Genomic DNA, 25,959 nt, shown 5'->3' with positions numbered 1-25,959 from the left:
GCACCGTGAGGCAACGCGCGGCGTGCTCTACTCTTGCGCGCTGCGTATCAACGACCCGAACAGCTCGCCACGCGGCATCTTGCTCAGCTCGATATCGGCATTTTCAAACCATTCCCGCCCAGCTTCCGGATGCGGCCCGCTCAGCACCACCACGCCACGTTCGTAGGTGTAACGCGCCGCCGCCACGTCGCCATTGTGGTAGGTCGCGATGACCTTGTAAGGCGCAGCGGCGCTGGCTTTGGGGAAGTAAGGGCCATCCTGATAGAACACAGAGTCGGGCTGCCCGTCCCACGTCACCCGCACGGCGGCGTCTTCAATGCCGGACACTTCAAAACCGGGACGGCCAGCTTCGGTATCAAGCGCCTGGGGGATCAGGCCGAGGTTGTTGTCGTCGGCCAGGTAGGCGCCCATGCACAGGCCCAGGTAGCGGCCGCCTTTGGCGACGTAATCGCGGATGGCTTCTGCACGCGCATCGCCCAGGCTGTCGAGGGCGGCCGGGATGTCCTGGCCACCGCCGGGTTGCACGTATAGATCGTAGCGCGCCAGGGTTTGCGGGGTGATGTCGATGGGTTCGTTGGCACCGACGAAGTCGATCTGGTAATTGGGGTTAAGGCGCTGCAGGGCGGTTTTCACGTTTTCCGAGCAATCCGGGCAACCCGCCGGGCCTCGGTAGATGGCGACATGGGTGATGGGGCCTGCGCTGTGTACGGGTAAAGGATGCAGCGTAGCAACGGCGAGAAACGTGGCAGCGAGGGCAGGCAGTTTCATGGGTTAGGCTCAACGGTCAGTTGAATGGGTTTGATCCGGACGTGACAGCGCCAAGCCTATAACGATGAGCCTTTTGAATTCGTGAAGAGTTGTAAATCCACGAGGGCCATTTATCCACTTCCCAGCATCTGCCATAACGACGCGCCTACGCCGGTAATGCTCTCACCGGCGATCATCCCCGCCGCTGCCGTGATCGCAAAGCGCTGCGTCACGCTCGGCAAGCGACAGCTCACGGCCCAGGTCATGATCGCGCCAAGGGCCATCATCAGCGACACCGACGCAGGCAAGACAAACGCCAGTCCCAAGGCTGCCGCACTGGGCAGATAGCGGGCGCGATGGGCGGGCAGCGTGCTATCGAGTATGCCCAGCAGTACGCCGCACAGGCTTGCAACAGCAATGGCCCAGCGGATGCTGGGTGACAACGAATCCAGCCCGTGGGTCAGGGTTTGGGCCACGGCTTTCCAAGTGGCGACGGCCGGGGCTGGCCACTGTTCGGTGAGCAGCATGGTTTGCGGGTCTGGGATCAACGCCAGGTAAGCGAATACGCCGACGATGCTGCCGACAAAAATCCCGAGGATCTGAGCGATCACTTGCTTGTGCGGCGTCGCGCCAATCGCTTTGCCCACCTTGAAGTCATTCATCAGGTCTGTGCACTGCCCCGCCGAACCGCCGGCGGTGTTGGCGCTCATCAGGTTGATCGGCACCTGGCCCGGCGCAACGATGCCAAAACTCAGCTGAGATAATTGCCCGATGGCGCCAATCGGCGGAATACCCGTTGCCCCCACCACCCGCGCCGCCACGGCGGCCAGGCAGATCGCCAGGGGAATGGTCAGCAGCGCCATCCCAAGGTTGATACCGAACAACAGCGCTTGCAGGCTCACCACCAACACGATCGCCAGCGCGAACCCCACGGCAGGCCCAGGTTTTGGAATCGCCCAGGGCGTGCCGCCAGTCGCTCGGGTTGAGCGATGCAACGCCCACAGGCGAATCGCCAGGGACGCCAGGGTGGAACACACCATCAGGCTCACCCCGGGCCACAGCAGCCATTCCACCAGCGCGGCAAACTGCGGGCCGCTGCTGTCGGCGGGCAGGCTCACCAGGTCGTTGGCCAACAGCCACGGCCCCAGCCCGCCCCATGCCAGCAAGGCGCCGAGCAACAGGGTCAGGCCCACGCGAATGCCGATGATGCCGCCGAACCCCAGCAACAGCAGAGAGGGGTCGGCGGTGAAGGTCAGGCGCTCCAACTGGGCGTTCGGAGACCAGCGCGGGAAGGCCCACATAAAGGTATCCACCCACTTGACCAGCCCGGACAACAGCGCCGCGCCGAGCAGCACTTTTAAACGCGTGGCGGCTTCGCGGCCATGGTTGTAGATGTGCAGCAGGGTCTCCAGGGTGGCCATGCCTTCGGGAAACTTCAGCGCCTTGTCATTGAGCAATGAAGGCCGCAGGTACCATGCGATCCAGATCCCCAGGAAACTCACCGAAAACACCCAGGCGATCATCGGCAGCGCTGCCAGTTGGTTTCCGGTGAGCAAGGTATACGCCGGGATGGGCGCGACCAGCCCGCCGGAAATGATCGACGCCGCGGCAGAGGCCACGGTCTGGTTGATATTGCTCTCGTGCAGGGTCCACGGCAGGTGTTCAGCGGAACGCCGGGCCAGGCCTTGCCAGATGCCATAACCGATCAGCAAGGCGATGATCGACATATTGAACGACCAGCCGATCTTCAAGCCTGCATAGACATTGGAAGGGGTCAGCAGGATGCCCAGCACGATCCCGGTGATGACTGCCCGCAGGCTCAGTTCGCGCTCTACGGGCGCGATTGACGAGGTGGAGTGCATGCAGATTCCTTTCGAGAAAAGCCAGTGCCACCTTTAAGTGAGCGCTGGGAGACTCGAAGGTTCACCTGCCGAAACGGGTTCTGTAGGAGCGAGCTTGCTCGCGAAAAACCCAAAGGCGCCGCGTTCATCCAGGAAACACGCGTTATCGTTTACGTTTTTCGCGAGCAAGCTCGCTCCTACAGGAGGCGGTGTCGGTGGGCCCGCTATTTGGCAAACGCGTATTCCCCGCCCCGCTCCACCGCCTTGCGGTAAGCCGGGCGCGCCTGGAGCTTTTGCAGCCACGCGGCCAAGTTCGGGTAGGCCTGCAATTTGCCCTGGGCCTGGGCGACTTCGCCGATAAAGCTCATCTGAATATCCGCGCCGCTGAGTGCGTCGCCCACCAGGTACGGCGTGTGGCCCAGCACGTCATTCAGGTAGCCCAGGTAATTGGCCAGCTCCGATTCGATCCGCGGATGCAGCGGTGCGCCTGCTTCACCCAGGCGTCCGACGTAGAGGTTGAGCATCAGCGGCAGCATGGCCGAGCCTTCGGCGAAGTGCAGCCATTGCACATAGCTGTCATAGGCGTCGGTAGCCGGGTCGGGTTGCAGTTGGCCGTTGCCGTGGCGGCGGATGAGGTAGTCGATGATCGCGGCGGACTCGATCAGCACACGAGAACCGTCTTCGATCACCGGGGATTTGCCCAGCGGGTGAATGGCCTTGAGTTCAGGCGGCGCCAGGTTGGTCTTGGCGTCGCGCTGGTAGCGCTTGATGTCGTAGGGCAGGCCCAGTTCTTCAAGCGCCCACAGGATACGTTGCGAGCGGGAGTTGTTGAGGTGGTGAACAGTGATCATCGAGGCAACACCTTGGGGGGATTTAAGAGAAGACTACAGCGTAGCGGTGAAGTGCCGCGAATGTGGCTCAGGCGAGCAATTGATCGATCCACTTCACCTGCTGCATGATTTCCTGCACTTTCTGCTCGGGCACCGCCTGCCGCGCCTGTTCGAGGCTGGTCAATGTCTTGCGCTTCTGGCGCAACATCCGTTGCCACTTCGCCACAAACGCCGGGCTGCGGGCCTGCATTTGCAGCGGGCCAAAGTACAGTTGCTCTTCGGTGTAGGTCACCGCTCCAACACGTTCAGCAACGATGATTTCGTAGTAGAAGCGGTTTTCCAGTAGCAACTCCTCGTGCAGGATCTGGTAGCCGTTGCCCATCAACCATTGGCGCAGGGGTTGCTCGCCGCCGTTGGGTTGCAGGATCAGGCGCTCCCGCCCATTGAGGTGCGCCTTGCCGCTGTCGAGAATGTCGCGGATCGTCTCGCCGCCCATGCCGCACAGGCTGATGGCGGTAATGTCATCGCCCGATTGAATCGCCGCCAAGCCATCGGCCCGGCGCACGGTGATGTGCTGAGCCAGGCCGTTGTCGGCCACAGTACGGTTGGCCGCGTGAAACGGTGTAGCGGCCACTTCCCCCGCCACGGCCGCCGCAATAGCGCCGCGGTGTATCAGGGCCACCGGCAGATAGGCGTGGTCCGAGCCGATATCGGCCAGGCGGGCACCCGCCGGTATGTACGCGGCTACGCGCTCCAGGCGCTGGGACAAGGTGTGTTCGTTCAACGGTGATTCCTTAAGAGTGCCCGGAAAATCGATCCCGGCTGTTGGTCAAGTGCAGCACCATGGCCGCCCGTGCGGCGTCCGGGTCCTGGCGCTTGATAGCGTTGTAGATGGCCTCGTGTTCCAGGTTCGCCAACTGCCCCAGTTGGGCAAAGTCCGCGCCGCCGCGCTCGACGGCATTCACCTGGGTGCGCGGAATCATCGCCGTGCCCAGGTGCTGCATGATGTCGGTGAAAAACGTATTGCCGGTGGCTTCGGCGATCAGTTGGTGAAAGCGCTTGTCCTCCTCCACACAGCTGTCGTTGTTGGCCAGGGAGGCTTGGTAGTCGTCCAGTGCCTGGCGCATGTGGGCCAATTGCGCGTCACTTCTGCGCAGTGCGGCCAGGGCCACCGCTTGCACTTCCAGGCCCAGGCGTAATTCGAGCATGTTGCGCACGCTGGCGACCGTGTCCACATGCAAGCGCAGCCCCGGCTGCGTGTGCTGCTCCAGCACAAAGGTGCCGATGCCGTGACGCGTCTCCACCAGCCCCGACGCCTGCAATTTGGACAAGGCTTCACGCACCACGGTGCGGCTCACCCCATGCTCAAGCACGATGGTGGATTCGGACGGCAGTTTTTCACCCGGCTTGAGTTGCCCCAACTGGATGCGCTGGGTCAGTGCCTCGACCACACCCTGGGCCAGGTTGGCGGAACGTTTGCGCACAGGCGGTGTGCTTTTAATCGGCATCGAGACGGGTCCACGGGGTTGGGCTGGGGGGAGCTTATCACCCTGAACGCACGGGGCGACGGGTGGCGGCGAAAAACACTCAACTTGTATGACAACACACTCATCCCACCTCACCCGACCCTGTCTTCGCTTTGAGAGAAGCGCACACCCCGAGCCATCACCAGCGGGGCAAAACCCAATAAAATCTGGCAAATAACCAAAATAGCCAATCTCAATACCGGCTTATAAGCACAAAAACAGCCCTCACAGGATTGCGGCCTTTAAAAAACAACTTGTATGATATCTGTCAACAAAACACCAAACCCGCATAAAAATAATCAGGGGGAGTTTTCATTCGTGAAGCATTCAAGCCCAGCATCTGCCGTACCCGAAAGTGATTCAGCGCTCGCCCGCGCCGTGAGCAAAGTGAAGCGCCATGTGCTGCCACTGTTCGTGGTCATGTTCATCCTCAACTACATCGACCGGGTCAATATCGGCTTCGTGCGCACGCACATGGAGCATGACCTGGGGATCGGCGCAGCGGCTTACGGCTTCGGTGCCGGGCTGTTCTTCATTGGCTATGCGCTGTTCGAAGTGCCGTCCAACCTGCTGCTGCAAAAAGTCGGCGCGCGTATCTGGCTGACCCGCATCATGTTCACCTGGGGCATCGTCGCCACGCTGATGGCGTTTATCCAGAACGAAACCCACTTCTACATCCTGCGTTTCCTGCTGGGTGTGGCGGAAGCAGGATTCTTCCCGGGCGTGATCTATTACTTCACGCGCTGGTTGCCCGGCGTGGAACGCGGCAAGGCCATCGCGATCTTCCTCAGTGGCTCGGCGGTGGCGTCGTTGATCTCCGGGCCGTTGTCGGGTGCGTTGTTGCAGATCGAAGGTTTTGGTTTGCATGGCTGGCAATGGATGTTCGGCATCGAGGGCCTGGCCTCGGTGGCGCTGGGCTTCTTCGTGTGGTTCTGGCTGGACTCCAAACCCCATGATGCCAAGTGGATGAGCCGCGAAGAACAAGACGCCCTGGTTGACGCCATCGACCAAGAACAGCGCGAACGTGAAGCCCTGACCACGGTGAAACCCACCCTCGGCAAGCTGCTCAAGGACCGCCAGATCCTGCTGTTCTGCGCCCTGTACTTCTGCATTCAATTGACGATCTACGCCGCCACCTTCTGGCTGCCCAGCATCATCAAGAAGATGGGTGACCTGAGCGACGTGCAGGTCGGTTTCTTCAACTCGATCCCCTGGCTGATCTCGATCATCGCCATGTACGCCTTCGCGTCGCTGTCGGGCAAGTTCAAGTTCCAGCAGGCCTGGGTCGCGGCGGCCCTGCTGATCGCGGCGGCCGGCATGTTCATGTCCACCACCGGCGGGCCGATCTTCGCTTTCGTGGCGATCTGTTTTGCGGCCATCGGGTTCAAGTCTGCGTCGTCGCTGTTCTGGCCGATCCCCCAGGGCTACCTGGATGTGCGCATCGCCGCCGCGGTGATCGCGCTGATCAACTCCATTGGCAACCTGGGCGGTTTTGTGGCGCCGACTACCTTCGGCTTTCTCGAACAAACCACCGGCTCGATCCAGGGCGGGCTGTATGGCCTGGCCTGCACCTCGGTGCTCGCGGCCATCCTGGTGTTCTTTGCCAAGACCTCACCCTCTGCCGTACCGGCCGTGCCCAGCGGCGCCGCCATCAGCAAACCTCTTTGAACTCAGCCAGGAACGCGCCATGAATACCCCTGTCGTTACTCATTTCCAAGTCATCCCCGTCGCCGGCCACGACAGCATGTTGCTGAACCTCAGCGGCGCCCACGGCCCCTACTTCACGCGCAATATCGTCATTCTCAAGGACAGCAGCGGCAACACCGGCGTGGGCGAAGTACCCGGCGGCGAGCGCATTCGCCAAACCCTGGAAGACGCCCGCAGCCTGGTGATCGGCCAGCCGATTGGCCAGTACCAGCGCGTTCTCAACCAGATGCGGAGTACCTTTGCGTCCCGAGACAGCGCGGGCCGCGGCCTGCAAACCTTTGATCTGCGCATCACCATCCACGCCGTCACCGCCATGGAGGCCGCGCTGCTCGATTTGCTTGGCCAATTTCTTGAGGTGCCGGTGGCCGCCTTGCTTGGCGAAGGCCAGCAACGCGATGCGGTGAAGATGCTCGGCTACCTGTTCTATGTGGGGGATCGCAACGCCACCGACCTGGCCTACCGCAACGAGGCCGACGCCGATGATGAGTGGTTCCGCCTGCGTCATGAAACAGCCCTGACCGCCGACGCGGTAGTGCGCCTGGCCGAAGCGGCCAAGGCCAAATATGGTTTCAACGACTTTAAGCTCAAGGGTGGCGTATTGAGCGGCGACGCGGAAATCGAAGCGGTCACCGCGCTGGCCGAACGCTTTCCCGATGCGCGCATCACCCTTGACCCCAACGGCGCATGGTCGTTGAAAGAAGCCATCCGCCTGTGCCGCGACCAGCATCATGTGCTGGCCTACGCCGAAGACCCTTGCGGCGCAGAAAACGGCTACTCTGGCCGCGAAGTCATGGCCGAATTCCGCCGCGCCACGGGCCTGAAAACCGCCACCAACATGATCGCTACCGACTGGCGTGAAATGGGCCATGCCATCCAGTTGCAATCAGTGGACATCCCCCTCGCCGACCCGCACTTCTGGACCATGCAGGGCTCGGTGCGCGTCGCGCAGATGTGCAACGAGTGGGGCCTGACCTGGGGCTCGCACTCCAACAACCACTTCGACATTTCCCTGGCGATGTTTACCCAGGTGGCGGCGGCCGCACCGGGCGAGATCACCGCCATCGATACCCACTGGATCTGGCAGGACGGCCAGCGCCTGACGCGGGAACCGTTGAAGATTGAAGGGGGCTATGTGAAGGTGCCGGCCAAGCCTGGCCTGGGCGTGGACATTGATATGGACGCCGTGGCCCAGGCCCATGAGCTGTACAAAGGCATGGGCCTTGGAGCGCGGGATGACAGTGTGGCGATGCAGTTTCTGATCCCGGGTTGGGGCTTTGATAACAAGCGGCCTTGTCTGGTGCGGTAAATCGGCTTTAGGAATGCTCAGCGCAATTTGAGCGTGACGCAAAAAATCCGATGCCCAAACAGGCATCGGATTTTAGTCAGATCAGAAGCGTAGCTGTTGGACCTCTGGCACGTCTGCCAGAGGCCCCTTTGCACTACTGCCGATTGGCGATCTCCAGTCCCGCCTCATCCTGCTCCAGGCCAGCGAGATCAGTGCCATTGATCATCGGCCCATAACGGCGGCTGAATTCCCAGTTGTAGGGCACGTGGTCTTTGCTGATCCCGTTGTCCCAATTCACCGACCAGGTCATCAGGCCCTTGATCGACAATCCTTTGTCGTGCAAACGCTTGAATGTATTGGTCACGGCTGTCGGGTTGACTACATAACCGGTGGCAGCCGCATCGACGTTCGCGGGCAGGCCAATGACGAACTTGTCGGCCGGGATCTTGGTAAACCCGCGCGTTCCGCTCACCAGACTTTCGGTCAGGTAAAACAGAAAGTCCTCTTTCATTGCGTCGTTGTTCTGGGCAATCCAGGCGCCGTTGCCATTGTTGACCTCCTGCACCCAGATGCCGTCGCCCCCCTGGTTGTAATACTGCGGGGCGATGAAGTCGTAATAGCCTTCCAGCGCCTGGATGTAACCGACGTATTTGCCGGCGGTGGTGAGGTACGGAAACTCCGGTGCCATGCTGATGATGAAGTGTTTGCCTTGACCTGCGTAGTGGTCCTTGACCAGTTTCAAGGCGGCAGGCAGGACAGTCTTGTTGTCGGCGAAATCAATCGCGCTCTGTTCAAGATCGATATCCAGGCCATCAAAGCCATAGGTTTCCACCAGGCGGATAATTTCGCTGGCCAGTGGCTGTTCGTTGCCTTTATGCAGTTCGATGTGTGCATCGGCGCCGCCAAGGGAAATCAGCACCGCCCTGCCCTGGCTGTTCAGCACACCCACCTGGCGACGGAACTCGGCGTCGGAAAGCTTGTACGGGGTGAAGGTTGGGATACCGTTGCCCTTCATGAAGGCCACGGCCACCACGTTGTAATCCTTTGGCACATCCACCAGGCTCATATTGGCGAATTGGCCACGCTGGTAGCCATCGCTCGGGCCGGCAGGCCAGTTGTGCCAGAAGCCCATGAGGATCTTTTTGCCGGCAATGCTCGGCATCAGCGAAGCGGCATCGTTAAGCGGCGATTGCAGCGAGGTAAAGTCAATCTTTGACATGTTCTAATCCTTCAGAACGTATGGGTTTAACGGTGCGGGCTTATTTGAAGTCCACATCGAAGGCTTGATAGAAGGCGTTGCCGGTGTTGGCGACGATCCACATCAACACAATCACATGCTGGCCCTTTTTGTTGGTCGGCAGTTTCACCTCATGATTGACCTTGGCCTTCAGTTCGCCTGCATGGCTGTAGTACGGCACTTGGGCATAGAAGTCTTCAGCGAACGGCTGGGTTTCCAGTTGTGCGCGGGTGATGCGCTGTTTCGGGTCCCAACCATCCTTGGTGATCAGCCAGCGATAGCCACGGGTGGTGTGCGGCGCGGTGTATGCCCAGGTGACCTTGAAGGTCTGGCCCGGCTCGACATTGAGCAACGGCCAAGTGAAAGCACGGCCGAGTTTCTTGGCCATTTCCTCGTGGGTGAAGTTGATGCAGTCACGGGCATCGGTCTTGCCACCGCTGAGAATAAAGCCGTCGGCTGGCGGGGTGACGCTGTCACTGTCGGTTTGATAAGGCGCCGGGAACGGACCGGCCGTCAGTGCCGGGAAGTTCTTGCCGCCTTCCATTTCGTTGACCTGCCAGGTCTCCAGCAGGCCAAGATCCACGGCGACTGCGCCACGGCTGGAAGGGGATGTGACACGACCATGGCGAAGAGGTGTCTGGGTTTGTGGTTTGTTCATGTTGTGACTCCATTCACTTGATTAAGAACTCTCCTTTCTTGAAGGAGAGGACCTCAACTTAACGGAGTTGCTTTTTTTTGCCACAGGCCCATTTTTCACTCATTTTCGTTTCGTGAGCGCGCCGCCCTGAAAATACTGGATATATAACCAGTGCAGTGAAGGAAACCTTACGCTGCCAGAGGTCGATTTCCTACAAGACCAGGCGCACATCAACTCGCCTTCTCTCGTAAATGGCTTATCCCGTTCGTAACGGATGGGCGCTCTGTCGACAAAAAGGGAGGTATCTATTTTCAATCAAATAAACCGTCCTGTTTTTGGTTCATCACGCTTTGCCAATGACGACCGTTTTTTTAAGTGTGGGCGCGGCAATCGGTTGCACCGTCAGTTCCACCCCTAATGCCAACATCAGCTTCTGGACCGTCTCATATCGCGTCTTTGAGCCGCCTTTCAGGGTTTTATACAGGCTCTCCCGATTCACCCCCGCCGCTTCGGCAACCTTGTTCACTCCCTGGGCCTTGGCAACCTCGGCCAGCGCCTTCATAAGGACTTGCGGGTCATGGCACGCCATGCTTTGCGCAAGATAGGCACTGATGGTTTCCGGGCTATCAAGGAAACGTGAAGCTCCATAGGCGCTGGTGCCGGATGTATCCAGCTCGAGGATCGGCATGTCCTCTGGTTTGAATGTCGACTTACTCATGTCATTGACCTCTCAGGGCATCGAGAATCTCTTTTGCCCGCTTGATTCCTCGTTTCTGGTCGGTTTTATCGCTCCCCCACAGCATCAGGTAAGCGGTGATGCCCGTGCGCACAAAGTAAATCCTGTAGCCAGGCCCGACAAACACACGCATTTCACTCATGCCATCGCCTACAGGCTGGCAATCGCCAAAATTGTTTTCTTCGGCTCGATCCAGGCGGATCAGCACAGCCGTTTTTCCCCACACATCCCTCATACCGTCGAGCCATGTATCGAACTCGGGCGTCCTGCCAATCGTATTGATCACAGAGTCACATGTAGCCTACTGGCTACTCCTTGTAGATGCCAGTGAATTTTTAATGTTGGTGTGCACCGCAAGAAAAAATCCTAGTCCAGCCTCCGCGCAGGCAGCCGGGCAATACTATTAGCGCTTGTGTCCTCGGGCACCGAGTCGCCTTGGAGTAGCGCCATCAACCCTCCCACATCTTCCACCCACTTGAAAGATCGCTGAGTGGTTGTGACCACATTCATGACTGCTCGGCGATTTTATCTAGGGTAATTAAATCAGCCCCCCTCATCCGATATTGCAGAGCGTCTGACTGTCAGCTATCGTCCATAAAGGCACAACGCCATCTAACAAAAGGACTCGAAAATGAGCACAGTACAACGACTGGCTATGCTCGTTTTGATGGCGACACTTAGTACCGCCTGTATGCCACAAGGGCCCTATCGAGTAACGCCTGATCCTGCGCCTGGCCCAGACGGCCGGATTACCCCACACAAAACACTCGACGCGCAAAAAACCATGCAATGTGCGGACTCAGACGAGAAAAACCAAAACTGTATTTACTTTGTTGAATTTGACGAGTTTGGTAATTCATTTAGTCGGCGCCAGTTGGACTCAGGCGTGAATACAGCTCGAGACGTCGCGCGATCTGGGGGCAACATTATTGTTTATATCCACGGGTGGCATCACTCCTCCAGAGTCGACGACAGTGACATTGATAATTTTCAAAACCTGGTAACCAGATTCGGTAATACAAAAAACACACCGAATAAAACAATGGGCATTTATGTCGCTTGGCGCGGCGACTCTATCGACAAGCAAACTCCGCTCGTCGGCTGGAGCAGCTATTTACTTACATTCTGGGATAGAAAAGCTACAGCGCATAACGTTGGAAACGGCGGCGGGGTTTCGGAGCTTCTACGCAAGCTATCTAATATCCGCGAAATGAACCCCGACTCCCGTTTAATCGTGATTGGGCACAGCTTTGGCGGAGCAATTCTTTATTCCTCCATCTCACAGACGCTTGGGGACCAAATCCGCCGCGACGCCTATGGGAGCGAAAGCTCGAAAGCGACATCGGTTGCCGACTTAACGCTTCTAGTTAATCCTGCCTTCGAAGCTATGCGCATGAAACCGCTCTTTGACTTGGCAAGATCCTATGAATACTACAGTCCTCTCAGACCGAGTTTGGTGGTCGTCACGACCACTGCTGATTGGGCTACGAAGGATGCCTTCTCATGGGGCAGAAATTTAGGAACCTTATTTCAAGCATACCCGGACAAATATTACCGGGCTTTGAATACTACGGCGATAGGGCATTATGAGCCCTACATCACTCATCAGTTAGTGGCAGCAACTTGCACAAGCTCTACGCTCGACCCACTTCCACTGGAGGCCATCAATAAATCCCCAAAAGACTTATGCATTCCAGGTACTGGAGCCGACGGAGTGTCACCTTTATTACTTACTCGTTGCGAGAAAGCTTATGACTGCGAACGTGTAATAGGGGATAAATATTTGGCACGAGGTTCTATTGACGAAGGCTTCATCCCCTATCGATTTCCGATTTCAAACATTCGAACTGACGCATCGGTGATGACGGGACATGACGATATCTGGAATGACACGATGTCGAATTTCATTTATCAGTTAATGCTAGTGATCGTTGAACGCCCAATGGCAATGCCGGTGCCGATAGAGTAATTTCACCTTATCTGAACCTCTTGGAGTTCCAGATGAGCGAACGATTCTATCCGCCACACCCACTTCGAAGGACTTCCTATGAAGCCCCCTGAGATCAGCACATTCATTCCCCAATGGCCCTCACTCGGCATCGGCACTCGCGCCGCCTGGTTGATAGCCCAGGACTGCGAAAACCAAGTCCTGGGATTGCTTTCACGCCTCGGCGCAGGCTACCGCCGCCACGGAAACTGCGCCATCCACGAAACGGCCACTGTCGAAGAAGGCGCTGTGCTGAAGGGGCCGATCATCATCGGTGAAGGCTCATTCGTAGCCGCAGGCGCCTACCTGCGTGGCGGCGTTTATCTGGGCAAAAATTGCATCGTGGGCCCAAGCTGCGAGTTGAAAAGCAGCTTCATGCTTGCCGCGAGCAAGCTGGCGCACTTCAATTTTGTCGGCGACTCGTTGATAGGCGAAGGCGTAAATATTGAAGCCGGGGCGATCATTGCCAATTACCGTAACGAACTGGATGGGGCGGCTATCAAGATCCGCTACGCAGACGATGTGATCGAGACAGGGGTGAACAAATTTGGTGCCTTGGTAGGCAACGGCTGCAAAATCGGCGCGAATGCCGTCATTGCTCCAGGCGCAATATTAGAGCCAAACAGTCGTGTTCCGCGTTTGGGGTTGATTGACCAGTTCGCCTACGAGTAGCGATAGCCTGTAGACATGTCCTACAGCGCGCTGCACCACCTTGCTCCGTTGCCTACAGTTGCGTCAGAATCCGCCGGCTTGTGCGCTTGGATGGGCGTCTCTAAGGTGGCTCGGTCGCTGACAATTCAGTGATCGGGTTTAGTATCCCGAGTGACAACATAAAGTGCATGAGCCTCATCGATCAGATGTTCTTGTCTGTGCTTGATGGTGGCTGTGCGCAGGGCGCCCTCGGGCGCGCCGGCTTTGTGTGTTTCCCCGGTCTACTAACCTGCGTACAGCTGCCACCCTTTCGTTTAGTAGCGAAGATCGACTTCGCGACGACTCGACAGCGCCTTGCGCCGGTCAGGCCCTCGGAGCCTGGCGGGCGCTCTTTCTCTTGGTAGACGCTGGAGCCGCCCCATCCTCGCGCAGACGATCAATCAGCATCTGCGCATTCTCGGCACATGCCATGCCCTCGGGCCTACCTTCGATGCCCTTGATGACGTTCAACAACTGAGCCTTGTTGTGAGCCAGGCGTTGTTGCAGGACCTCGATTTCCTCGACCTTGTGCTTGAGCCCGCTGAGCAGCTCGTCATGCTGCCAACCACCGGCACTTCTGGGCATTAACTGCCGGATTTCCTCCAGAGAAAAACCTGCCGCCTGAGCGCCTGTGATGATCTCCAACACCGCCTCGGTGCCGGGCGCATAGTCCCGATAGCCGTTGGATTTACGCACAACCGATTGGATCAGGCCGCTCGCCTCGTAAAAGCGGATGCGTGAGGCCGCCAACCCGCTGATTTTTGCCAGCTCGCCTATTCTCATGTCCCATCCATAAAAACCATTGACCTTGAAGTTGACTTTAAACCTAAAGTCATTGGGCGGCCAAGGCGCCCGTTACCCTCTACCTGAACCGACCGATTCAGGTCATGCTGCGCCCTCTCTTTCAAGGACGAAAAAGCATGAAAGCCCCCCTCGCCGCTCTGCTGCTGATGTGCCTGAACGCTCCCGCATTCGCCGCCGACAACCCCGTCGGCTTCCAAACCACCACCTTGCCGGACACCCACAACAACCGCCCGCTGGAAATGGCCGTGTGGTACCCCGCCACTACCACCGCGCAACCCAAGCTGATCGCCGACAACCTGGTATTCATTGGTGTGCTTGCGGTACCTGATGCCGCACCGACGCCCGGCAGGCATCCTTTAGTGGTGCTCTCCCACGGCTACGGTGGTAACTGGGGCAAGCAGGCGTGGCTGGCCAGTGCGCTGGCCCGGCAGGGTTATATCGTGGCGGCGGTCAACCACCCGGGCACTACCAGCCAGGATCGCAGCGCCGAGGCCGCTGCGCAGTTGTGGCAACGGCCCAGGGATTTGAGCCGGGCCATCGATGCGCTGTTGGCGCAGCCCGAGCCATTCGGTGCGGTGGATAGCGGCCGGATCGCGGTGGTGGGTCATTCCCTCGGGGGTTGGACGGTGATGGAGACGGCCGGTGCACGTTTCGACCCGGCGCTGTTTGCCCGGGACTGCAGCGCCCATCCGACGCTGATCGCGTGTACCGCCTACCGTGAGATGAACCCTGAGGGCACTCCGAACGGGAAGGCGCAATTGGCCGCGGACTTGAGCGACAAGCGCGTCAGCGCCGTGGTGTCTTTGGACCTGGGCCTGTCGCGCGGGTTTACCGATGCAAGCCTGGCGGCGCTGCCGGTGCGGGCGTTGGTGATAGCGGCGGGTGTACCGTCAGCGGATTTGCCAGCGCAGATGGAATCGGCCGACATGGCCAAGCGGCTGCCAAAAGCCTCGACGCAGTACGTGGAGATCCAGGACGCCAACCACTTCAGTTTTATGTCCCAGTGCAAACCGGGCGCGGCAGCGGTGCTTGACGCTGATGTGCCCGGCGACAGCATCATTTGCCAGGACGGTGAAGGCGCGCGGCCACGGCCCGTGATCCAGCAGCAGATAACCACGCTGATCACCCAGTTCCTGGCGCGCTGAGCCCGTGGCGAGGGAGCTTGCTCCCGCTGGAGTGCGCAGCGCTCCCAGCTTTTTTGGGGCCGCTACGCAGCCCAGCGGGAGCAAGCTCCCTCGCCACAGTTACCGGCTCTGCCTTAACTGACTGGTATTAACCCAGCGCCCGGTCACATTTGTTGAAACTGGTATCATCCGCGCCTTTCCCCTTCAGGCAACGAAACATGAACCGCCAGAAAAAACTCCAGCAGCTCTTCAAGGCCAAAGCCAAAAAGGCCAGTGCCAAGCTGGCGCCAAAAAGCAAAGACAGATACATCAGCAAGGCCGATCGTTTGAAGTTGGAAACCGAAGTTGGCCAAGACCCGGTTACGTCCCCCGAGACGCCTGCTGAGTAAGGCGCATGGCTGAAGGGGTTGCCGCTTCATATTTACCCCAGATCCGCCGCAGATGACGCGCCGAACCAAAGCCTGCGCGTTCGGCGACGGTTTCAATGTCCAAGGCCGACTCGGCCAGCAGTTCGCGGGCTACGGCCAGGCGCAGGCGGTGCAAGTAATCCAAGGGGCTGATCTGTACGTGCTCCTGGAACAGGCGCGCCAGGTGCCGGCTGCTGGTGCAGGCCAGGCTTGCCATGCGGGTGAGTGTCCAGGCTTCACAGGGCGCGGCGGTGATGGCGTCTTGCACGCGATGGACCGCCGGGTGCAGGTGATTGCGCCCGCTCACCCAAGGCGACAACTGCGGGTCGCTGCCGCTGCGGCGCAGGTACACCACCATGTCTCGCGCCACCGCGCATGCCAGCCGTGGCCCGGCCAGTTCGGCAACCAGGTGCAGCATCAGGTCGATACCCGCTGTGACACCGGCGCTGCAACTGACCGCGCCATCGGTGACGTACAGGCGGTTTTCCAGAACCCGGGCCTTGGGGGCGAGGGCCTGCAGGGTGGCGCACAGCGAATGGTGCGTGGTGCATTGGCGCCCATCGAGCAGCCCGGCCCTGGCGGCACTCAACGCGCCAGCGCACACGCACACCAGACGCTCGGCCGAGGGCGCGAAGACGTTTTGCAGCCACTGGGTGAGCTGATGGCTGGCCGATTCGAAAGCCTTTTGGTGGGCTTTCGACACGTTCATCGTGGAGCCCACCAACACCACCAGCGTACCGGGGACCAGGGTCGGCGGCAGCGGCGCCAGCCCCGTCAGCGGCAAGCCGATGGAGGTGTGCAGCGTTGCCACTGGGCTGACGTATTGCAAGTCGAAATCCACCGCCGCCGGGTCATCGACCTGCGCGGCCAGGCGCAGCACTTCCGCAGGCCCGGCCAGGTCGAGCATCAGCACGTTTGGTAACAGCACGAACAGCACCGGCACGCTCACCGCGTCACTCCGCGAGTACCTGGGCGACCGTCACGATGCGGGCGAAGCGGTCATCGAGGACCAACTCCGTGCGTTCGCGAATCTCGGCCGGCGTATAGACCCGGCCGCTACGCGCGTGGGTCATCGGGAAGGTCAACGTCGCCTCACTGACAAAATCCACCTTGAAGCCGCTGTCCGCAGCCTGCCGCGTGGTGGTCTCGCAGCATTGCTCGGTGCGGATGCCGCTGATGATCAGCGTGGTGACGCCCATTTCCACCAACCGAGCGGCCAGTGGCGTACCGGCCAAAGCACTGTGGTAGCGCTTATGGATCACCAGTTGCGGATTGATCGACAGCTCGCTCAATGCCCTGACGTTGCCCGATTGCATGGAGAAATGCCCCTGGTCTTCAACATGGAAGACTTGTACCACCGGGATGCCGCGCTGAACACAACCATCGATGAGGGCCTGCTGTTTTTCCAGATAGTCGGGCAGGTCATTTTCGGACCAGTAGGTTGAATGGCGGAAGGAATGTTGGGCGTCGATCACGATCAGGGCTTTATGGGTCATGGACAGTCCTTGTGGCTTGCATCAGTGGGTAAACGATGCACGCCATGGTAAGGACCACCCACAGTGCGCGACAGGCGCAAGGCAGACTACTTCAGGACGGATTCGGACATGTCACCTGGCACGCCATGGCACAACGGCTGCCGGGTTCGAAGCCATGGGCGTACTCATCCGCCAGGATCGTTTCCAGACGCGAATCAAGGTAAGGGGCAAAGCCAAGGCGCCGGTAGAACGGAGCATTCCAGGGTACATGCACGAAGGTGGTCAGCGTCACCGCACGCAGGTGTTGGGCGCGGGCATGCTCTATCGCCGTTTCCACCAATCTGCGCCCCCAGCCCTGGCCTTGGAGCGGCTGAGCCACCGACACTTCATGGATATGCAGGTCGTCGCCAAAGCGTTCTGCGCTGAGGAAGCCTTGAGGGCGATCGTGGTCATCAACCACCACCCAACAGGTCGATAACGCGATCCACTGCCGATGGCACTCGACGCCGATCGGCGCGGCATCCGCCAGCCAAGCCAGCCCTTCGATTGCGCGAAACGCCTGGGCCGCGCACTGCTCGATGGCGGGCAAAAAACCGGCATCTTGCATGCGCCCCAGGCGAATGTGGGTGGACTGCTCAGCAGCCACTCAAGGCCACCTGGGGCCGTTCGCCCGCAAAGAAGAAGGGCCGCAGGCGCACGCCCACGCTGTTGCCGATAAAGGCCGCCACCAGCCACACCCAACCATGCAGGCTGCCCGAGGCGATGCCACTGAAGTACGCGCCGATGTTGCAGCCATAGGCCAGGCGCGAACCATAGCCAAGCATCAGGCCGCCGATCACAGCCGCGATCAACGAGCGCGCTGGAATATTCAGGCTGGGCGCGAAACGCCCGGCCAGGCCAGCGGCCAGCAGCGCGCCGAGGACAATGCCGATGTCCATGACGCTGGTGATGTCTTCCCACACCGGTGCAGCCAGGGCCTTGGCATTGCCCGGCATCTGCCAGAATGCCCAGCTGGCAACGTCCACGCCCAGCCCGCTCGCCACCTTGGCGCCCCACAGCGCGAACGCCGAGGTAATGCCCCACGGCCGCCCAGCCAAGGCCAGGGTGGCGTAGTTGAGCAGCGCCAGGCCAATCGCGCCCCAGACTAACGGCCATGGCCCACGCAGAAAGCGGCGTAGCCCTTGGTGCTCGCTTTGCACGCCTGGTTCAAGCTGGCCGTGACGGCGCTTTTCCAGGCGCACCGTGACTACCGCAATCAACGCAAACAGCGCCAGGCTCAGGACCAGCGCCGGCAGCACACCGAAACTTTTGACAATGGAAACCGCCGGGAACGATGGCAGTGCAAACCACCAGTCGACGTGATGGGTGGCGATCAACGAGCCACAGATAAAGAACAGCAGCGTCACCAACATCCGCGCATTACCGCCGCCGACGGTGAACAAGGTGCCCGACGCACAGCCGCCGCCCAGTTGCATGCCGATCCCGAAGATAAACGCCCCGAACACCACCGACACACCCGCCGGCGCCACCAGCCCCACGACCGGCTGGCCGAACAAAGTGCCCGCGCCCAGCGCCGGGAAAAACAGCAGCACCGCCACCGCCAGCATCACCATCTGCGCACGCAGGCCAGCGCCACGCCGATCATTGATAAACACGCGCCAGGCCGAGGTGAAACCGAAGGCTGCGTGATAGAGCGTCAGGCCCAGCGCGGCGCCGACCACCAGCAGCAACACCTGGCGTGCGCCAACCATGTTCTGCAGGAACAGCGCGCCCGCCACCAGGATGATAAAGGCAATCAGTGGCGCGACGGGCTTGCGCACGGGCGTCAGGGAAAGAGACGTGCTCATGGGGTTCTCGATTGGTTGGAAGGAGGCAAGTATAGCCTCAGAAGGAATTTGACCAGGTGGGGCATTACCGAAAGGATCATCGTTTGAACCACCGCTTTCGCAGCCTCGCTAAAGCTCGACAGCTCCCACAGGGGATCGGCGGTCTATGTGGAATATCGGTTTGCAGGGCCATCGCCACAAGCACAACTCTCGACAGCAACACCGCCCAAATGTGGGAGCTGTCGAGCCCCAGCGAGGCTGCGATGGCGGCGGCACAGGCAACCTCTTCATCGCCTGAACTACCGCTTTCGCAGCCTCGCTAAAGCTCGACAGCTCCCACAGGGGATCGGCTGTGTATGTGGAATCACGCTTTGCAGGACCATCGCGCCAAACACAACTCTCGACAATAACACCGCCCAAATGTGGGAGCTGTCGAGCCCCAGCGAGGCTGCGATGGCGGCGGCACAGGCAACCTTTTCATCGCCTGAACTACCGCTTTCGCAGCCTCGCTGAAGCTCGACAGCTCCCACAGGGGATGGAGGACTGACTAACCCAGGCTGATCGACTTCCACGCTGCTTCAGCCAGCAGTTCGCGGTATTCAAATGGGCTCTTTTTGACCTTCGCCGACAACCACGCACGCGAGTAACTTTCCGCCGCGCCAATGATCAGCGAAGGGATCAGCTCGGCAGGCAAGTGACTGAAATGCTCCTTGCGCCCTTCCCCGCTCATCCACTCCTTCAACTGTTGGTTGCGCTGTTTATTGCGTGCAAGCAGCTCGTCCTTGAACGGGCCGCTGGAGACGGCAAAACGGCTTTGGAACACGAACCGCGCCCAGTCCGGCTGTGCGGTCACCCATTCAACGTAGCTGTACACCAGCCCGACGACACCTGCGTGGGCGGTGTCCGCTGCTTGCAAATAGTGGTCACGCAGGCTGGCCTGGTCCTCCAGCGCCGCAAAGAACAGCGCAGCGACCAACCCTTCTTTATTGCCGAAGTGGTGATAGATAGCGCCCACGCTGGTGTCGCAGCGCGCGCGAATGGTTTCGATAGAGGTCGCCTCGATGCCCACCTCGTTAAAACACGCCAGTGCTTCGCGCAGGATGATGCGCTTGAGGTCGCTGCGCCTGCCGGGGAAGGTGCGCTCGATGAGATCGATGGAGTGCATGGAGGAACGCCAAATCAAAACAGTTTATAGGCTGAACGACCGGCAGAGAAAGCTCAGGTTGACAGTCGTGGAATCAACAGAATATTGTTCCGTTACAGAATATTATTCTGCAAATGACCCTTGAGAATATTCCGATGAGCCAAGCCCTGAGCATGTTCAATAGCGTAGGCCCCGCCGCATTCAGCAACCTGGCGTGCCAAATGGCACCCTACTTCAGCACCATCACTCCCGAGATCGCGGAGCTCAAACCCAACCATGCGGTGGTCACCGTGCCGTTTCGCAAGGAAATCACCAATCACCTGGCCTCGGTGCATGCCATCGCACTGTGCAACGCCGCCGAACTGGCCGGCGGCATGATGACCGACGCGTCGATCCCCGCAGGCGCACGCTGGATTCCCAAAGGCATGACTGTGGAATATCTGGCCAAGGCGAAAACCGATATCCGCGCTGTTGCCGATGGCAGCGCTATCGATTGGCAAACCACCGGAGACAAGATCGTGCCGGTGGAGATCTTCGATGCGGGCGGCGTCAAGGTCTTCACCGCCCACATCACCATGAATGTGAAGCTCGCTTAGGCACAATCGTTCAACAGACTCCAGGTGCGCCGTCTGCCGGCGGCGTGTCCCGCCCGCTCGTAAAATCAAGAATGACCGTAAACCGCTGCTGCTCACGGATCACCTCAATCTGCCAGCCCAGCTTTGCGCACAACTGCCGCATCAACTGCAACCCAAGCCCATACCCAAAATCATCGGACTCCTGCCGCGGCTTGACCTCACTGATGTAATTGGCAATCACCAGCCGGGGGTATTTGAAACTGATATCCACCGTGCCCTCTTCCGCGTATTGCAGCGCATTGCGCAGGAAGTTGCCGATCACGATACGACACGCCGTAGGGGGCAGCCGGCAAGGTTCGTTGTGGATGTCGATGCTTAGCTCAATATCCCGGTGACCGATCAGGTAGCGGTGCCTTTCAATCAGTTCGCCAACTACTTCGCTCAGATTAACGTCTTCCTCGGGCAACGACTCTGGACGTTCGCGGCTCATCCACAGCAATGTCTCGGCGATGAGCTGCATATTGAGCACGGAGCGTTCTACGCGCTGCAACGAGGGTGGTAGCACACCACCCGATTGCAGAGCCAACAATTCGATATTGGCCTTGAGCACCGCCAGCGGCGTGCGCAGTTCATGGCTGGTGTAGCGCAACAAGCGGCCTTCACGCTGGCTGGCGGCCTGCACTTGCACAACACTTTTGGCCAGGGCATCGGCCAACATATTGAACTCCTTGAAGTTGAAACCCGGCCGCTCGCTGGCCAGGGCGTCAGGATTGTTCAGGGTGCTGGACCATTGGATCAGACGTCCCAGCGGACGCACCAACCACCACACCAACAGCGCGATGATAATCAGCGCCGGCACGAATACGGCCAGGCTGATGAGCTGGACGCTTTCCAGTACCTGGTCAAAGTAGGCGTCGGACAATGGCGTCTCCACCTCACCCCCTACCTCCTTATCGTGGTCGATGTCATACATGTAGAGGGTTTTGCCGTCGCCCAGAGGTTGTTCGAGAACGATATGGAACGGCGCCTCGTCGTCATCGGAATAGAGATCGCCGAAGATATTCACCGCACCAAAGGACAGGCTCGGCGGTGCATTCAGCAACTCGCGCACGTCCTGCGGCAACGCCTCCTTGCCGATGACGCTGGTGTAGTAGTAATTGTGCGGCGTCGGCGTGGTCGGGTCCTGTTTGTAGTGCCGGAGAAAATACAGGGCTTCCTCCTCCATCATCGCGCTGGCGGTGTAGAACAGGCCGCGCACGGTGAATTCAGGCAGCAGCCTGCTATAGATCACCAGCACCACCGCAATCAGACACAGGAAACTGCCGCTGATTACCCACTTCAGGCTCAGGCCGCTACGCATGGGGCTTTACCTGGATGCCGACACCCGCCAGGGTGTGGATCAATGGCCGGCCAAAAGGTTTGTCTACCGCCTTGCGCAGCCGATGCATATGCACTTTGAGCGTATTACTGTCGGGCGGCTCATCGCCCCAGATTTTGCTTTCCAACCGCTCCCTGGGAACAGGCTCGGGACTGGCGCGCATCAAGTGCTCCAGCAAGGCCCAGCAGATGGGTGACAGATGAAGCTCCTGCCCTGCCCGGCTGACTGTGCGAGTGGTCAGCTCCATGACCAGGTCGTCCACTTGCAGGCGGCTGGTCTGGCCGCTGCGCCGCAGGCTCAAGGCGCGAATCCGCGCCACCAGCTCGGCAAGCTCGAACGGCTTGACCAGATAGTCGTCGGCTCCCGCAGCAAAACTGGCGAGCTTGTCGGGCAACGCATCCAGCGAGGTCAGCATCAGGATGGGGGTCTGGATGCCTTGCTGGCGTAACCCTGCGCACAACTGCTGGCCGTTCAGTCGCGGCAGCATGATGTCCAGCAGAATGACGTCGTAATGCTGGTTGAGCGCCAGGTTGAGCCCGGCCTGGCCATTGCTGGCGTGATCGCAGACGATACCGCTGATCTCCAGGTACTCGATGACAGTGGTGGCCAGGTCCAGGTTGTCCTCGACCAGCAGCAGATGAATATGCACGGAAAAACCCTCGGGCAGATGGTGCTCAGCGGTGTGAAGGATAGCGGAAGTCAGGCTGCTTCCTGCGATGTTTACCTGGTGTTAACCCCGCGCTGCTTAGGCTAAGGCTCTTCTTATCCAGAGCTCGTCACCGTCATGAACCTGTATTCGATGATCAAAGGGGTGCTGTTAGCCGTGATTTTCCTCGCGCTGATGGTGGGCATCCTTCCACAGCAAACTCAGTTGGTACGCATGGGAGGCAGTGGCTGGTTTCTGATTGGCCAGAATGTTGAGCAGACAGGGTCGTGTCATGTCGCCCGTGCGTCGTGATGAGCTGGGCGCCAGCTATGCCAGCCAGTTGGTCGTCTGCGTGGTGCTGGTTATTGGTGTGGCGGTTTCGATGGGTCTATATATCGCGCGCTTGAATGCGCACCTCGATGAGCAACGCAACCTGACCTCGGTGTATCTGCCCGACTGCCCTGACGGCCGTGGTGGTTTTATGGTCTATCCCGATGACAGGCGCAGTGGTGACGAGTGCTACACCGCGCATGAAGATGAGTCGAGCGATGTCGATGAGCTGCAGCGGCTATCAGGCTGGAACCTTGCGCAACGGTTCGACTACCTCCTGCCTACAGTTCAATCACCGCGCACGTTTTAGATGCACGGCCTTAATGCTTACCCAGCGCAGGCGCTGGGCAGCTTTACAGCCGTTGCGCTGGAGGCAGACTTGCTGCCAGGCCAGGTCGCCAACGGCGAGCTGCGCAGCGCACCAGAACACCCTCTCAACGTTTCACGCCTGAACATGCCGCCGCGTTGATCACTGTCATTCTCCTTAGTGGCTCATGAGCTTGTCGATGGCACCGGGTTTGTCATGCACACCGAAGCGGTCAACGATTGTTGCGCTGGCTTCATTGAGACCGAGCACTTCAACCTCAGCGCCTTCACGGCGGAACTTGATCACGACCTTATCCAGCGCTGCGACGGCGGTGATGTCCCAGAAATGCGCCTGTGTGAGATCGATGGTGACCTTGTTGAGCGCTTCTTTGAAGTCAAAAACCTCAGTGAACTTGTCCGCAGAGCTAAAGAACACCTGGCCCACGACGTGGTAAGTCCGATGCGATTTCGTCTCTTCCAGACTGCTCTTGATATCCAGGTAGTGCCCAACCTTATTGGCAAAGAACAGCGAAGCCAGCAGCACACCTACCAGTACGCCGTAAGCCAGATTGTGAGTGGCCACGACGACCACGACGGTCGCTACCATGACCAGGTTGGTCGACAGCGGATGCTCTTTCAGATTACGCAAAGAATCCCAGCTAAAGGTGCCGATGGACACCATGATCATCACAGCCACGAGTGCCGCCATAGGGATTTTGGAGAGCCATTCGCCAAGAAATACCACCATCAGCAGCAGGAAAATGCCGGCACACAATGTCGAGAGACGGGTGCGGCCACCAGACTTCACGTTGATGATCGACTGGCCGATCATGGCGCAACCTGCCATGCCGCCAAGCATGCCGGCAGCGATGTTGGCCACACCCTGGCCTTTGCACTCGCGGTTTTTGTTGCTGGTGGTACCGGTCAGATCGTCGACGATGGTCGCGGTCATCATTGACTCGAGTAGACCCACTACGGCCAAAGCAGCCGAGTACGGGAAAATGATGCGCAGGGTTTCAAAGTTCAGCGGCACTTCGGGCCAAAGAAAAATCGGCAACGTATCCGGCAGTTGGCCCATGTCACCGACGGTGCGGATATCCAAACCGAGGTAAATGGCGACGGCAGTCAGCGTCAGGATGCACACCAACGGTGACGGAATCAGCTTGCCGATCTTCGGTACGTATGGGAACAGGTAGATGATCCCGAGGCCCGCTGCCGTCATGGCGTAGACGCGCCAGGTGACATTCGTAAGTTCCGGCAACTGCGCCATGAAAATCAGGATCGCCAATGCGTTTACGAAACCGGTGACTACCGACCGTGAAACGAACCGCATCAACGAGCCAAGCTTCAGGTAGCCGGCAAGGATTTGAAGTACGCCACATAGAAGGGTCGCGGCCAGCAGATACTGAAGTCCGTGCTCTTTAACCAACGTAACCATGAGCAGTGCCATGGCGCCGGTGGCCGCCGAGATCATCCCGGGGCGCCCTCCGACAAAGGCGATGACAGCACAGATACAGAAGGAGGCGTAGAGACCGACTTTGGGGTGTACACCGGCGATGATGGAAAAGGCGATGGCTTCCGGGATAAGCGCGAGTGCGACCACTACCCCCGCGAGCACGTCGCCACGGACGTTGGAAAACCACGTTTGTCTAAGTTTTTGCAGCATAGAAAATATCCAAGGCAAAGCATCGCGCACGCCAAGGGAACGGCGAGCTAATCGATACAAATTCAAATTTTGAGGATTTTTTGCTGTGTGCTTAAGGTGAAAAACCAGGCGTACAGCAGTGCGCGCCCGCGAGCGAAGCTAGCGGAAGCAAGGTGTTGCGAGGGGGCGTAGCGCTAAGGCGGCGTAGGCTGCCAGTAGATCGTTTGGAGTACAGTCATGCTGATGTTCCTGTAGCTCAAAGGGATGCAGAGCTGGCACTGTACCTCAAATCCCTTTTAAATTGCGACCGGGTGTCAAGCTCTAAGTGGATTTCATAGCGTATAGGATGCTGACGGTTTACTGCAGGCAGTAGACTCCTACCAGCCCACTCTTGATCAACATCTGTGGCGCTAAACATGCTTTCGGTAGCACCGCCAGATCGCCATATTCAATATGGTGTTCGGAAAAGTAGTGTCTACGTTTTGAATTAAGGCGACTTCAATGGTTTCGAAGATTCGTACGGCGGCGGTAGCAGATGCTGAAGCCATCCAGCGCATTTACGCCCCCATCGTTTCAACAACGGCGATCTCGTTTGAAGAGATTCCGCCAAGCGTTGAGGAAATAGCTCGGCGGATAACCACGACACTTCAGACATATCCCTACCTTGTGGCCGAAGAAGATGGGGAGATCAAGGGCTATGCCTATGCAAGCCAGCACCGCGCACGCCCGGCCTACCGATGGGCAGTTGACGTGACGGTGTACATAGCAGAGTCAGCTCGCCGTCAGGGTGTTGGCCGTGAACTCTATGAGACCTTGCTTCCGATTCTTGATAAACAGAGATTTCGCGCAGCGTACGCCGGAATTGCGCAGCCCAATGAAGGAAGTGTGGGACTGCACGAGTCGCTGGGATTCGTGCACATCGGCACATATCCAGAGGTAGGCTTCAAGCTTGGAAAATGGCACGACGTTGGCTACTGGCGGCTCAGCCTGTGCCAGGCGACTCCGCCACTGGAGCCAATTATTTTTCCTGAACTTGAAGCCGTATCACAGTAGCCCGCTCGAACTCTCGGCGTGAA

The 25,959-nt window shown here is 59.1% G+C and carries 28 protein-coding genes and 1 pseudogene; 11 read left to right on the top strand and 18 right to left on the bottom strand.

Annotation, left to right across the window (positions count from 1 at the left end; translation table 11 throughout):
• Positions 1–27: 27 nt before the first annotated feature.
• The 5 genes from GIV35_RS12585 to GIV35_RS12565 form a co-directional block, all read right to left on the bottom strand.
• The gene (locus tag GIV35_RS12585; RefSeq protein ID WP_236265740.1) at positions 28–768 is read right to left on the bottom strand and encodes a BPL-N domain-containing protein; all 741 of its coding nucleotides are present in this window, start codon (positions 766–768) and stop codon (positions 28–30) included.
• Positions 769–878: 110 nt separating this feature from the next.
• Entirely contained in the window at positions 879–2,609 is a 1,731-nt protein-coding gene (locus GIV35_RS12580) for an OPT family oligopeptide transporter (RefSeq protein ID WP_236265739.1), read from the bottom strand.
• Between the two features lie 203 nt (positions 2,610–2,812).
• Entirely contained in the window at positions 2,813–3,439 is a 627-nt protein-coding gene (locus GIV35_RS12575) for a glutathione S-transferase family protein (protein WP_034126187.1), read from the bottom strand.
• Between the two features lie 67 nt (positions 3,440–3,506).
• The gene (locus tag GIV35_RS12570; protein ID WP_236265738.1) at positions 3,507–4,202 is read right to left on the bottom strand and encodes a tRNA (adenine(22)-N(1))-methyltransferase; all 696 of its coding nucleotides are present in this window, start codon (positions 4,200–4,202) and stop codon (positions 3,507–3,509) included.
• A 10-nt stretch (positions 4,203–4,212) separates the two neighbouring features.
• A complete protein-coding gene (locus GIV35_RS12565) occupies positions 4,213–4,926 on the bottom strand; it encodes a FadR/GntR family transcriptional regulator (RefSeq protein WP_034126185.1) in 714 nt (237 codons plus the stop codon).
• Positions 4,927–5,262: 336 nt separating this feature from the next.
• Here GIV35_RS12565 and GIV35_RS12560 point away from each other — a divergent pair, with 336 nt between their 5' ends.
• Together GIV35_RS12560 and gudD are read left to right on the top strand one after the other, a co-directional pair.
• Positions 5,263–6,612, top strand: coding sequence for an MFS transporter (locus tag GIV35_RS12560; protein WP_236265613.1), 1,350 nt, complete (start codon positions 5,263–5,265; stop codon positions 6,610–6,612).
• Between the two features lie 19 nt (positions 6,613–6,631).
• Complete coding sequence (gene gudD, locus GIV35_RS12555; protein WP_236265611.1) at positions 6,632–7,957, top strand: glucarate dehydratase; 1,326 nt, start codon at positions 6,632–6,634, stop codon at positions 7,955–7,957.
• 196 nt (positions 7,958–8,153) lie between these two features.
• On the opposite strand, the pseudogene GIV35_RS12550 reads toward gudD, so the two are convergent.
• From GIV35_RS12550 to GIV35_RS12535, 4 genes and pseudogenes are all read right to left on the bottom strand, one after another.
• A pseudogene (locus tag GIV35_RS12550) lies at positions 8,154–9,155 on the bottom strand (chitinase); the annotation flags it as partial.
• Positions 9,156–9,195: 40 nt separating this feature from the next.
• Positions 9,196–9,831: a lytic polysaccharide monooxygenase auxiliary activity family 9 protein gene (locus GIV35_RS12545; protein WP_105227419.1), complete on the bottom strand. Its 636-nt coding sequence runs from the start codon at positions 9,829–9,831 to the stop codon at positions 9,196–9,198.
• A gap of 322 nt (positions 9,832–10,153) precedes the next feature.
• On the bottom strand, positions 10,154–10,528 hold the full coding sequence (locus GIV35_RS12540) for an addiction module antidote protein (protein ID WP_105227421.1): 375 nt from the start codon (positions 10,526–10,528) through the stop codon (positions 10,154–10,156).
• A 1-nt stretch (position 10,529) separates the two neighbouring features.
• Positions 10,530–10,832 carry a type II toxin-antitoxin system RelE/ParE family toxin gene (locus GIV35_RS12535; protein WP_032896084.1) on the bottom strand — a complete coding sequence of 101 codons (303 nt, stop codon included), beginning with the start codon at positions 10,830–10,832 and terminating at the stop codon, positions 10,530–10,532.
• Between the two features lie 345 nt (positions 10,833–11,177).
• On the opposite strand from GIV35_RS12535, the gene GIV35_RS12530 reads away from it, so the two are divergent.
• Positions 11,178–12,515 (top strand): hypothetical protein, encoded by a 1,338-nt coding sequence (locus GIV35_RS12530; protein WP_236265605.1) that lies wholly within the window; start codon positions 11,178–11,180, stop codon positions 12,513–12,515.
• 78 nt (positions 12,516–12,593) lie between these two features.
• Positions 12,594–13,205: a DapH/DapD/GlmU-related protein gene (locus GIV35_RS12525; RefSeq protein ID WP_236265603.1), complete on the top strand. Its 612-nt coding sequence runs from the start codon at positions 12,594–12,596 to the stop codon at positions 13,203–13,205.
• Between the two features lie 342 nt (positions 13,206–13,547).
• Here the strand turns inward: GIV35_RS12525 and GIV35_RS12520 are convergent, their stop codons facing one another.
• Positions 13,548–14,006: a MerR family transcriptional regulator gene (locus GIV35_RS12520; protein ID WP_213153010.1), complete on the bottom strand. Its 459-nt coding sequence runs from the start codon at positions 14,004–14,006 to the stop codon at positions 13,548–13,550.
• A gap of 137 nt (positions 14,007–14,143) precedes the next feature.
• On the opposite strand from GIV35_RS12520, the gene GIV35_RS12515 reads away from it, so the two are divergent.
• Both GIV35_RS12515 and GIV35_RS12510 read left to right on the top strand, forming a co-directional pair.
• Positions 14,144–15,172, top strand: coding sequence for an alpha/beta hydrolase family protein (locus GIV35_RS12515; RefSeq protein ID WP_236265600.1), 1,029 nt, complete (start codon positions 14,144–14,146; stop codon positions 15,170–15,172).
• Between the two features lie 197 nt (positions 15,173–15,369).
• Complete coding sequence (locus GIV35_RS12510) at positions 15,370–15,540, top strand: DUF2986 domain-containing protein (protein WP_105227431.1); 171 nt, start codon at positions 15,370–15,372, stop codon at positions 15,538–15,540.
• Here GIV35_RS12510 and GIV35_RS12505 read toward each other — a convergent pair.
• The 5 genes from GIV35_RS12505 to GIV35_RS12485 all read right to left on the bottom strand — a co-directional run bounded on the left by GIV35_RS12505 (position 15,512) and on the right by GIV35_RS12485 (position 20,024).
• Positions 15,512–16,507, bottom strand: a complete 996-nt coding sequence (locus GIV35_RS12505; RefSeq protein WP_236265977.1) for a GlxA family transcriptional regulator — start codon at positions 16,505–16,507, stop codon at positions 15,512–15,514. The two genes, GIV35_RS12510 and GIV35_RS12505, sit on opposite strands and share 29 nt — an antisense overlap.
• A gap of 4 nt (positions 16,508–16,511) precedes the next feature.
• Positions 16,512–17,054, bottom strand: a complete 543-nt coding sequence (locus tag GIV35_RS12500; RefSeq protein WP_236304303.1) for a cysteine hydrolase family protein — start codon at positions 17,052–17,054, stop codon at positions 16,512–16,514.
• 91 nt (positions 17,055–17,145) lie between these two features.
• Positions 17,146–17,679: a GNAT family N-acetyltransferase gene (locus GIV35_RS12495; protein ID WP_198715698.1), complete on the bottom strand. Its 534-nt coding sequence runs from the start codon at positions 17,677–17,679 to the stop codon at positions 17,146–17,148.
• Positions 17,669–18,880, bottom strand: a complete 1,212-nt coding sequence (locus tag GIV35_RS12490) for a YeeE/YedE family protein (RefSeq protein WP_236264932.1) — start codon at positions 18,878–18,880, stop codon at positions 17,669–17,671. Before GIV35_RS12490 ends, GIV35_RS12495 begins: the two co-directional genes overlap by 11 nt.
• Positions 18,881–19,406: 526 nt before the next feature.
• Positions 19,407–20,024, bottom strand: coding sequence for a TetR/AcrR family transcriptional regulator (locus tag GIV35_RS12485; protein WP_054921569.1), 618 nt, complete (start codon positions 20,022–20,024; stop codon positions 19,407–19,409).
• Between the two features lie 134 nt (positions 20,025–20,158).
• On the opposite strand from GIV35_RS12485, the gene GIV35_RS12480 reads away from it, so the two are divergent.
• Complete coding sequence (locus GIV35_RS12480) at positions 20,159–20,599, top strand: hotdog fold domain-containing protein (protein ID WP_105227441.1); 441 nt, start codon at positions 20,159–20,161, stop codon at positions 20,597–20,599.
• Between the two features lie 10 nt (positions 20,600–20,609).
• Here the strand turns inward: GIV35_RS12480 and GIV35_RS12475 are convergent, their stop codons facing one another.
• Positions 20,610–21,938 carry a sensor histidine kinase gene (locus GIV35_RS12475; protein WP_105227443.1) on the bottom strand — a complete coding sequence of 443 codons (1,329 nt, stop codon included), beginning with the start codon at positions 21,936–21,938 and terminating at the stop codon, positions 20,610–20,612.
• Positions 21,931–22,605, bottom strand: a complete 675-nt coding sequence (locus GIV35_RS12470) for a response regulator transcription factor (protein WP_236264930.1) — start codon at positions 22,603–22,605, stop codon at positions 21,931–21,933. Before GIV35_RS12470 ends, GIV35_RS12475 begins: the two co-directional genes overlap by 8 nt.
• A 135-nt stretch (positions 22,606–22,740) precedes the next feature.
• Between GIV35_RS12470 and GIV35_RS12465 the strand changes: the two genes are divergently transcribed.
• Genes GIV35_RS12465 through GIV35_RS12455 form a run of 3 tightly spaced genes read left to right on the top strand, consistent with a single transcriptional unit; the run spans position 22,741 to position 23,401 of the window.
• A complete protein-coding gene (locus GIV35_RS12465) occupies positions 22,741–22,914 on the top strand; it encodes a hypothetical protein (protein ID WP_014719228.1) in 174 nt (57 codons plus the stop codon).
• Complete coding sequence (locus tag GIV35_RS12460; RefSeq protein WP_236264928.1) at positions 22,895–23,242, top strand: hypothetical protein; 348 nt, start codon at positions 22,895–22,897, stop codon at positions 23,240–23,242. The genes GIV35_RS12465 and GIV35_RS12460 overlap by 20 nt, the downstream gene beginning before the upstream one ends.
• The gene (locus tag GIV35_RS12455; protein ID WP_223023032.1) at positions 23,243–23,401 is read left to right on the top strand and encodes a hypothetical protein; all 159 of its coding nucleotides are present in this window, start codon (positions 23,243–23,245) and stop codon (positions 23,399–23,401) included.
• A 15-nt stretch (positions 23,402–23,416) separates the two neighbouring features.
• On the opposite strand, the gene GIV35_RS12450 is transcribed toward GIV35_RS12455, so the two are convergent.
• Positions 23,417–24,904: a SulP family inorganic anion transporter gene (locus GIV35_RS12450; RefSeq protein ID WP_236264926.1), complete on the bottom strand. Its 1,488-nt coding sequence runs from the start codon at positions 24,902–24,904 to the stop codon at positions 23,417–23,419.
• Positions 24,905–25,384: 480 nt separating this feature from the next.
• On the opposite strand from GIV35_RS12450, the gene GIV35_RS12445 reads away from it, so the two are divergent.
• Complete coding sequence (locus GIV35_RS12445) at positions 25,385–25,936, top strand: arsinothricin resistance N-acetyltransferase ArsN1 family B (RefSeq protein WP_200649365.1); 552 nt, start codon at positions 25,385–25,387, stop codon at positions 25,934–25,936.
• Positions 25,937–25,959: the final 23 nt, after the last annotated feature.

Origin of the sequence: Pseudomonas sp. PA-1-6B (assembly GCF_021609545.1) — a bacterium.
Lineage (GTDB): Bacteria > Pseudomonadota > Gammaproteobacteria > Pseudomonadales > Pseudomonadaceae > Aquipseudomonas > Aquipseudomonas fluorescens_BV.
Note: the sequence above shows the minus strand (reverse complement) of the source record. Positions and strands in the feature narration are given on the sequence as shown.

Bases quoted from the DNA above. Each gene is read 5' to 3' on its own strand.
- GIV35_RS12475 (WP_105227443.1), bottom strand. From the start codon at position 21,938: ATGCGTAGCGGCCTGAGCCTGAAGTGGGTAATCAGCGGCAGTTTCCTG.
- GIV35_RS12540 (WP_105227421.1), bottom strand. From the start codon at position 10,528: ATGAGTAAGTCGACATTCAAACCAGAGGACATGCCGATCCTCGAGCTG.
- GIV35_RS12515 (WP_236265600.1), top strand. From the start codon at position 14,144: ATGAAAGCCCCCCTCGCCGCTCTGCTGCTGATGTGCCTGAACGCTCCC.
- GIV35_RS12485 (WP_054921569.1), bottom strand. From the start codon at position 20,024: ATGCACTCCATCGATCTCATCGAGCGCACCTTCCCCGGCAGGCGCAGC.
- GIV35_RS12455 (WP_223023032.1), top strand. From the start codon at position 23,243: ATGCACGGCCTTAATGCTTACCCAGCGCAGGCGCTGGGCAGCTTTACA.
- GIV35_RS12450 (WP_236264926.1), bottom strand. From the start codon at position 24,904: ATGCTGCAAAAACTTAGACAAACGTGGTTTTCCAACGTCCGTGGCGAC.
- GIV35_RS12530 (WP_236265605.1), top strand. From the start codon at position 11,178: ATGAGCACAGTACAACGACTGGCTATGCTCGTTTTGATGGCGACACTT.
- GIV35_RS12445 (WP_200649365.1), top strand. From the start codon at position 25,385: ATGGTTTCGAAGATTCGTACGGCGGCGGTAGCAGATGCTGAAGCCATC.
- GIV35_RS12565 (WP_034126185.1), bottom strand. From the start codon at position 4,926: ATGCCGATTAAAAGCACACCGCCTGTGCGCAAACGTTCCGCCAACCTG.
- gudD (WP_236265611.1), top strand. From the start codon at position 6,632: ATGAATACCCCTGTCGTTACTCATTTCCAAGTCATCCCCGTCGCCGGC.
- GIV35_RS12500 (WP_236304303.1), bottom strand. From the start codon at position 17,054: ATGACCCATAAAGCCCTGATCGTGATCGACGCCCAACATTCCTTCCGC.
- GIV35_RS12545 (WP_105227419.1), bottom strand. From the start codon at position 9,831: ATGAACAAACCACAAACCCAGACACCTCTTCGCCATGGTCGTGTCACA.
- GIV35_RS12460 (WP_236264928.1), top strand. From the start codon at position 22,895: ATGTCGCCCGTGCGTCGTGATGAGCTGGGCGCCAGCTATGCCAGCCAG.
- GIV35_RS12490 (WP_236264932.1), bottom strand. From the start codon at position 18,880: ATGAGCACGTCTCTTTCCCTGACGCCCGTGCGCAAGCCCGTCGCGCCA.
- GIV35_RS12580 (WP_236265739.1), bottom strand. From the start codon at position 2,609: ATGCACTCCACCTCGTCAATCGCGCCCGTAGAGCGCGAACTGAGCCTG.
- GIV35_RS12585 (WP_236265740.1), bottom strand. From the start codon at position 768: ATGAAACTGCCTGCCCTCGCTGCCACGTTTCTCGCCGTTGCTACGCTG.
- GIV35_RS12575 (WP_034126187.1), bottom strand. From the start codon at position 3,439: ATGATCACTGTTCACCACCTCAACAACTCCCGCTCGCAACGTATCCTG.
- GIV35_RS12525 (WP_236265603.1), top strand. From the start codon at position 12,594: ATGAAGCCCCCTGAGATCAGCACATTCATTCCCCAATGGCCCTCACTC.
- GIV35_RS12480 (WP_105227441.1), top strand. From the start codon at position 20,159: ATGAGCCAAGCCCTGAGCATGTTCAATAGCGTAGGCCCCGCCGCATTC.
- GIV35_RS12520 (WP_213153010.1), bottom strand. From the start codon at position 14,006: ATGAGAATAGGCGAGCTGGCAAAAATCAGCGGGTTGGCGGCCTCACGC.
- GIV35_RS12510 (WP_105227431.1), top strand. From the start codon at position 15,370: ATGAACCGCCAGAAAAAACTCCAGCAGCTCTTCAAGGCCAAAGCCAAA.
- GIV35_RS12465 (WP_014719228.1), top strand. From the start codon at position 22,741: ATGAACCTGTATTCGATGATCAAAGGGGTGCTGTTAGCCGTGATTTTC.